The sequence below is a fragment of the Acinetobacter bouvetii DSM 14964 = CIP 107468 genome, from assembly GCF_000368865.1.
GTDB lineage: Bacteria > Pseudomonadota > Gammaproteobacteria > Pseudomonadales > Moraxellaceae > Acinetobacter > Acinetobacter bouvetii.
In genome coordinates, this window is record NZ_KB849726.1 from 869,669 (window position 1) to 877,003 (window position 7,335).

Consider the following 7,335-nt stretch of genomic DNA (forward strand, 5'->3'; position numbering starts at 1 on the left):
CAGGTCTACAACATATTTGTCAGTTTTATTATCGCGCTCATCCTGGTTTTGGGGTTGCTTGCCTTGAATCGGCCTATTTCCACACAAAAAATGCACAATATCCTTATAATCTCTGAACAGCAAAGCTGTCCGGATTCACAAGATTTAGCCGTGGCCTTGAGCCAGCAGCATGAAGTGACTATGGGGCAGTATCTTAAGCTGATGCATGCTTATCAAGCTGAGACTGCAAGGGCTCATCAGCTTCCGGCACTGGCAGAGGAACAGCCTTAGAAGGCAAAGGCGCTATGGCAGGTGTGGTATTAACCGGAGTATTTGCATTTGGCTGCAAGTTGCTTTGTAAAATGCCATTTAATTCAGCTTTGTCCAGCGTTTTGCTTACCACAATGATGGTGAGCTGATCAGGGTGTAAATGCCGGCGGACCGCGTTTTGTACATCTTCCGCCGTGATTTTCTCAAGCAGTTTAGGATATTGGTCTAAGTAATCTGCCGAGTGCTGGTAAAACCCTAAAAGGCCAAGCTGCGCATTAATGGATGCATTGCTGCTGTAGCTGTTTGGATAGGCCCGCAGCATGCCGGCTTTCACTTCATTCAGCTGATTGATGTCTATGGGCTGCCGCACAAAATCAGTTAATGCTTTGTGAGCAACGCGGATACTGTCGATCAGCTGATCTTGGCGCGTTGAATAGCTGAAGCTGAATATGCCTGGCGACTGGCTGAAACTGAATGCGCTGTAAGCGCTATAGGTATAGCCGCGCTTCACCCGCAGTTCCTGCATAAGCACCGCGTTAAATCCGCCGCCGCCAAACAGCTTATTGCCTATTTCCAGTGCTAAACGGTCAGGGTCATTTCTAGTTGTCCCTATTTGTCCAAACATGACATGCGCCTGCGCAGAGTCGTATGGCATATGCACAATATTCAGTGTGTTTTTTTCTTCCGGATCGGGTAAAGCCTGCGCGTGTTCCCCTTGCTGAATATTGCCCGCTATTCTTTCTGACAGTTTTAGCGCTTCTTTCGCAGTCAGTTTGCCAGTAATGGCAATATTCATATTTTGCGCCACAATGAATTTATCTCGGAACTGCTTAAGGTTTTCTGTTGTTATTTTTTTGAGGCTGCCATTGGTGCCCGTCACCGGTTCCGCATAAGGATGCTGCCCATAAATTTCACGATAGAATCGAATGCCCATTAAGCGGCCCGGGCTTTCCTGCAGCTGTTTTTGTCCTGTTTGCAAGTTGCTCAGTGTCATATTAATGCTGTTTTTTTTGAAAACGGCATTGCTGAGGATTTCCATCATCATGGCTAAAGCGGGTTCAAGCTTCTGCGGATCTGAAAGCACTCTTAACTTGACAATAAACATGTCTCGATAGGACTGGATGCTGAATTGTGCGCCGCTTTGTTCAAAAACACTGGCGATTTGGCTGGCTGTAAATTTTTCAGTTCCTTCATCCATTAGTCCCGCAGCCATATTAGAGAGACCATATAGGCCTTTGCCGATTTCCAAATCCCGCGCGGAACCGGCATTGAAGGTCAATTGAATATCAACCATTGGCAAATCTTGAGATTCGACAAATAAGGTGCGCACCTTATAGCGGTTTTTTAAGTCGTGAACATAGGGCGCATGTGTTTCTAGCTGTTTTAAATTGCGCAGGCTTTGCAGTATGGGAATCGACTGCAGCTGGCTTGGATTATCATGAACATCTGGTTCGGTATTTAAATAGCTGTCTGTCTGTTCAGCAGAAATTGAAGATGAACAGGCAAGCATGGCGATAAAAATGATGACGGTTTTATGCAACATGAGGCTGTCCATTATTTTGATTTATTTTCAGGGGTCAAATACAAAGTGCTTAAATTATCTTTGATAAAGTATGCATTTGCGACACGCTGAATATCTTGAGGGCTAACGTTTTCATAATGTTTAGGCAGCTCGTCCATTAAGCGGTAACTCAAGCCGTTAACCTCTAAATTGCCAATCATCTTGGCTTGACCTGCAATATCATCCTGACTGTATATTAAGCTGGAAATAAATCGGGTGGAGATGCGGGAAACTTCTGCGGGATCCACCAGTTCATTTTTAAGCAGATCAATTTCCGTCTGAATGGCTTTTTGCGCCTCTTGAAGAGAAACACCGTCTGCCGGCAAAGCTGAGATAGAGAACAAGCTGTCACCGCGGTTGTAAGGGTCATAAGACGCGCTGACAGCGGTCAGCAGCTTTTTGTCCCGCACTAAGCGGTCCTGAAAGCGTGAAGAAATGCCGCTGTCTAAAATGCTGCGGATAATGTTTAAGGCATAGGCATCTTGAGGGTCTTTGGCGGTTGCCAATGAGCGGACATTCCATGCCATATATAAATTCGGCACTTGCACAGTGGATTCAATTTCCATGTGCCGGTAGCCCACCCGTTCAAACTCCAGCACATCATTGCGGGGCGGCGCTTTCTTGGCAGGAATATCTCCAAAATATTTTTGCACTTGGTGAAGGGCAGCTTCTGATTCAACGTCACCGACAATCACCAATATGGCATTATTCGGCGTATACCATTTTCTGTACCATGTTTTTAGATCATCCAGCTGAAGGTTTTGGAGGTTTTTCATGTGCCCAATCACGGGCTGCCGGTAATGGCTGGTGGGATAGGCAATCCATTTGAAACGTTCAAAAGCTAAAGCGCGAGGGCTGTCATCGGTGCGCAGCCGGCGCTCCTCCATGACGACTTTTATTTCAGGCTCGAAGTCTTGCTGGCGCAGCAGCAGATTGCTCATGCGGTCTGCTTCAAGCTCCAGCGCCATCGGAAAATAGGTTTTAGGGTAGAGCTGGTAATAATTGGTGTAATTGGTGAATGTGGCTGCATTGATGCTGCCGCCGTAAATTCGGCTGAGGCGGGTGAATTCATCATTGGGCACTTTGCTTGTGCCTTTGAACATCATATGCTCAAGTGCGTGAGAAATGCCCAGAAGATTGCCTGACTCATCACTGCTGCCCACTTTATACCAAATTTGCGTCATCACCATAGGCGAGCGGTGGTCTTCTCGAATAATGACTTTTAATCCATTGTTTAAGGTAGTTTCAAACGTGGTTCGAGCTAACTGGCCGCGGGTGTCTGCATGTAAATTAGCGCTCAGCATGCATAAGCTGAGCAATCCGGCAGATAAAATCTGAAAATTGAACTGTGTGCAGCGCATTATATTTTTGGACATGGAATCCCAAATAAAAGCTCATGATTTTATTCTATTCTTTAGAATCTGCAGTTTGAACGCAAGTTCAGGTTGTTGTTTTTTGGTGTGTTGAGGATAGGGCGGCGGTGAAAGGCTCAAAAATAAAGAACTTATGCTAGAATCAGCTTTTTTAACGCAATGCTTTTCAAGGATTCGGCATGCAACAGCAATCTAATGGGCAGAATAATTTTTTGATTGATGCTGATATCGGAGATGATGATGTCACATTACCGAGTTTACCTGCGGTCAATGTGCCTATTATTGAAACTCCAAAAGAGCAAGCAGCTGTTTCTGAGCCTGTAGCATCAGAAGCGCCGCAGCAGGAAGAAGCGCCATCAAAAGGCGGTTTCTTTGGCCGCATGAAGGACGGTTTGACGAAAACCCGCAAAAACTTTACAGACGGCATGGTGAACATCCTGATCGGCGGTAAAGAAATTGATGATGAATTGCTGGAAGAGGTTGAAGAGCAGCTTCTGGTTGCCGATATTGGTGTAGAAGCCACCAAAACAATTATTGCAAATTTAACTGAACGGACAGCGCGCGGTGATTTGATTTATTCACATTCTCTGTATAAAGCGCTTCAGGAAGAGTTGGTTGCTTTGCTTGCGCCGCGTGTAAAGCCTTTGCATATCGATCCAAACAAAACGCCATATGTTATTTTGGTTGTCGGTGTAAACGGTGTAGGCAAAACCACCACAATTGGCAAATTGGCTAAGCGTTTGCAGGGCGAAGGCAAGAAAGTCATGCTGGCTGCAGGTGATACATTCCGTGCAGCGGCTACAGAGCAGCTGCAAATTTGGGGTGAGCGCAATAATATTGCTGTGGTTGCGCAAGGTCACGGGGCCGACAGCGCTTCTGTGATTTTTGATGCTTTTGAAAGCGCGCGTGCAAAAGGCATTGATGTATTAATTGCTGATACTGCCGGCCGTTTACACAATAAAAGCCACCTGATGCAAGAGCTGACCAAAGTAAAACGCGTCATGCAAAAAATTGATGCAACTGCGCCCCATGAAGTCATGCTGGTGGTAGATGCAGGTACAGGTCAAAATGCAATTAATCAGGTTGAAATGTTCGATGAGGCAGTGGGTTTAACCGGGATTACCATTACCAAATTAGACGGTACAGCCAAAGGCGGGGTCTTGTTCAATATTGCCAGCCGGACACACGTGCCGATCCGCTTTATTGGTGTTGGTGAAAAAATTGACGATTTGCGTCCATTCTCGGCCAAATCCTTTGTTGCTGCTTTATTCGAAACGGATAAATAGAGCAATTGCTTTAAAATGCTGTAGTGTGTGATAAGTCACATAAACTCCGCCAAGTGCGGAGTTTTTTATTTTTAATTATAACTGGTTGATTTAAAAAACATCATAAGGGGAGGTTGAGCGAATTAACTGACGGATAATTTTATTAGAATAAAGCAAATAATGAGTTGTTTATTAATTTTGAATATTGGGGGATCATGATGGAATTATTCAATAAAATAGGTCATGTGCTGACTGCGGATTTGACCAAAGATTTTAAATTTAAAAGAAAGCCGGATGATTCAACCGAAATCACTTTTGTCGATCAGCTGAAGAAAAGACGCAGTATTTACAAACTGGGAAAAAAAGTTCATTTCAGCCAAGCATATATTGCAGAACTTATTCAGGAATCTGTACGAAGCTGCCCATCCGCCTTTAACGCACAGAGTACTCGGATTGTTGTGCTGTTTGGGGAGTCTCATCAGCAGTTTTGGGATATTGCAAAAGAAGCGCAGAAACGCAATGTGCCGAATGCTATTTTTGAAAGTGTTGAAATGAAAATTGATCAGTGCGCGCATGCATTTGGCACGGTGCTGTTTTATGAGGATCAGGAAGTTATTCAGCAGCTTCAGAAAAAAATGCCATTCAATGCTGCTGATTTTCCAGTATGGTCAGAGCAAACCTCTGGCATGGCGCAGTTTGCGGTGTGGACGTCATTGGCGGATTCGGGGATGGGCGCATCGTTGCAGCACTATAATCCCTTAATTGATAGCGCTATTGCTGATCATTACAGTATTGCGCCGCATTGGTTGATGCGCGCTCAGCTGGTCTTTGGGTCAATTGAAGAGAAGGCGGCAGAAAAAGAAGAACAGGATGATTATGATAAATTCCGTGTTTATGCTTAAGCATAAATGAAATTTTTTGAAATGAATTGATAGGGCATTCGTTTTGGTATTTTGTTTCTCTGGCATTATGCTGTAATTTTTATGCCAGCTGTTCTATATATAAGACACTATGTCATAGTTTTAGTCATGTGATTGTCTATAGTTTGGCATATGATGAGTTCATCAGATGAAAGCAGTTGAAAACAAGAGCGAGATTTAAATATGTCATTTCTAGATCAAATAAAACAGCGCCGTACCATTTATGCAATTGGTAAAAATGTATCGAAGGAACAAAGCGCAATAGAACAAATCATTCAAGATGCTGTGCGTCACAGCCCTTCTGCATTCAACTCGCAAACATCGCGGGTTGTCACTTTATATGGCGCGTCGCACACAAAATTTTGGAATATGGTTCGTGAAGCTTTGCGCAAAGTTGTTCCAGCAGAGGCATTTGCAAATACCGATGCAAAAATCAACAGCTTTGAAGCTGGTTTTGGAACCGCTCTTTTTTATGAAGATCAAGATACGGTAAAAGCATTGCAGGAACAGTTTGCTTTGTATGCTGATAATTTTCCTGTGTGGTCTGAACACTCTACAGGGATAGCTCAATTTGCAGTTTGGACTGCATTGGCGGAGCAAAACATTGGCGCATCTTTGCAGCACTACAATCCTATTATTGATGATGAGGTTGCGGCCGCTTTTGATATTCCAGCAAACTGGAAGCTGCGTGCTCAATTGGTATTTGGTTCAATTGAAGCGCCAGCGGGTGAAAAAACGTTTATGGAAAACAGTGAGCGTTTTAAAAGTTTTAACTGATTAGAATGCATTAATATTGCGGTAAAGATTTAAAAAAGAGCGCTTGGGCGCTCTTTTTTTGTCAGAATGGCATTCAAAATGATGAATAAAGGTAAAAAATATTCTAAACCGCCGCTGTCATCAAAATGTCATGCATGCATAGCAGTATGCATGCAACTTAGCAATGAACGAGTGGCTTACTATGCCTTTAAGAGTTTCTGCAATAATTTCAGCATTGATGATCAGCAGCACTGCATTTTCTGCAGTTACAGTAAAAGTTCCAGAGGAAATTAAAATTGTCGCCGTCAATAATCAGGAAGTCAGCAGCGGCCTATTACAAGCAAAAAGCCAATACAAAATTAAAGCTGGAGAAAATACCATCAATGTGCGTTATTCTGGGTATTTCCAGCATGCTGATAACTCGCACGATATTCTTAAATCGGGCATTGTTGCATTAAAAACACCTGCTTTAGTGGATGGCGAAACCTATCGATTAGCATTGGTGCAGGCGCCACAAGATTTTGATGAAGCGCAAAAATATAAGGATCAGCCTATTTTTGGGCTTTATAACAAGGAAAATAAGCTGCTTGTACAGCAAGCAGGTATCAAATCAGAGCAAAGAAATTGGTTCAGTGACGGGCTCTTTAATAATAAATCTGTTGATTTGACCAATGACAAAGCTGCAGTCAATCAAATTGCAGCTGTGCAGCCAGTATCAGCTTCAGGAAATCAAGGCCAGCCATTGATTCACTTATGGCAGCAGTCTTCTAAGGCTGAACGTCAGAAATTTATGGCTTGGCTCGCAGAACAGTCAAACTAACATAACCGTCAACGTGGAAATGTAAACTTTTAATGAGCCAGCTATTGCTGGCTTTTTTCATGTGGGAGATAAAGTTCGTAATAATTAAGTGTGAGAAAGTGTAAAAAGACTAGAAAAATAGATGTTTTTAAGCTAAAAATACTCTTTTAGGATAAAAAATAAACATTAGAGCGTTCTTTTCTAAAATTAATGAGGAAAAGGGTTGCGCTAGTTTTTTTTATGTATAGAATAGCCACCATCAACACGGAAAGCGCGATGTAAGGTTGCTGTTTTCAAGTGTTATTCTTAATACTGATGAAGTATTAAGAAGATCATTAAGAGATTATGAAGAACAACTTGTGTGGATTTTTACTGGTTGATTGATCGAAATTATTTTCATTGATTGATGGTA

Annotated in this window: 6 protein-coding genes; 4 read left to right on the plus strand and 2 right to left on the minus strand. The window is 42.9% G+C overall.

From position 1 onward, the window contains the following. Nucleotides 1-193 precede the first annotated feature (193 nt). Together F941_RS06995 and F941_RS07000 are read right to left on the minus strand one after the other, a co-directional pair. Nucleotides 194-1,792, minus strand: a complete 1,599-nt coding sequence (locus tag F941_RS06995; RefSeq protein WP_005009361.1) for a M16 family metallopeptidase — start codon at nt 1,790-1,792, stop codon at nt 194-196. A gap of 11 nt (nt 1,793-1,803) precedes the next feature. Then, the gene (locus F941_RS07000) at nt 1,804-3,114 is read right to left on the minus strand and encodes a M16 family metallopeptidase (protein ID WP_228128342.1); all 1,311 of its coding nucleotides are present in this window, start codon (nt 3,112-3,114) and stop codon (nt 1,804-1,806) included. 248 nt (nt 3,115-3,362) lie between these two features. Here F941_RS07000 and ftsY point away from each other — a divergent pair, with 248 nt between their 5' ends. The 4 genes from ftsY to F941_RS07020 all read left to right on the plus strand — a co-directional run bounded on the left by ftsY (nt 3,363) and on the right by F941_RS07020 (nt 6,944). Further along, nucleotides 3,363-4,469 (plus strand): signal recognition particle-docking protein FtsY, encoded by a 1,107-nt coding sequence (ftsY, locus tag F941_RS07005; RefSeq protein WP_005009363.1) that lies wholly within the window; start codon nt 3,363-3,365, stop codon nt 4,467-4,469. Nucleotides 4,470-4,666: 197 nt separating this feature from the next. Beyond that, on the plus strand, nt 4,667-5,350 hold the full coding sequence (locus F941_RS07010; RefSeq protein ID WP_005009364.1) for a nitroreductase family protein: 684 nt from the start codon (nt 4,667-4,669) through the stop codon (nt 5,348-5,350). Nucleotides 5,351-5,551: 201 nt separating this feature from the next. After that, nucleotides 5,552-6,145 (plus strand): nitroreductase family protein, encoded by a 594-nt coding sequence (locus tag F941_RS07015; RefSeq protein ID WP_005009365.1) that lies wholly within the window; start codon nt 5,552-5,554, stop codon nt 6,143-6,145. A gap of 181 nt (nt 6,146-6,326) precedes the next feature. Further along, nucleotides 6,327-6,944 (plus strand): DUF2057 family protein, encoded by a 618-nt coding sequence (locus F941_RS07020; RefSeq protein WP_005009366.1) that lies wholly within the window; start codon nt 6,327-6,329, stop codon nt 6,942-6,944. Nucleotides 6,945-7,335 lie beyond the last annotated feature (391 nt).

What these genes read in the sequence shown, in the direction of transcription:
- F941_RS06995 (WP_005009361.1), bottom strand. Translation starts at nt 1,792, where the DNA reads ATGTTGCATAAAACCGTCATCATTTTTATCGCCATGCTTGCCTGTTCA.
- F941_RS07000 (WP_228128342.1), bottom strand. Translation starts at nt 3,114, where the DNA reads ATGCTGAGCGCTAATTTACATGCAGACACCCGCGGCCAGTTAGCTCGA.
- ftsY (WP_005009363.1), top strand. Translation starts at nt 3,363, where the DNA reads ATGCAACAGCAATCTAATGGGCAGAATAATTTTTTGATTGATGCTGAT.
- F941_RS07010 (WP_005009364.1), top strand. Translation starts at nt 4,667, where the DNA reads ATGGAATTATTCAATAAAATAGGTCATGTGCTGACTGCGGATTTGACC.
- F941_RS07015 (WP_005009365.1), top strand. Translation starts at nt 5,552, where the DNA reads ATGTCATTTCTAGATCAAATAAAACAGCGCCGTACCATTTATGCAATT.
- F941_RS07020 (WP_005009366.1), top strand. Translation starts at nt 6,327, where the DNA reads ATGCCTTTAAGAGTTTCTGCAATAATTTCAGCATTGATGATCAGCAGC.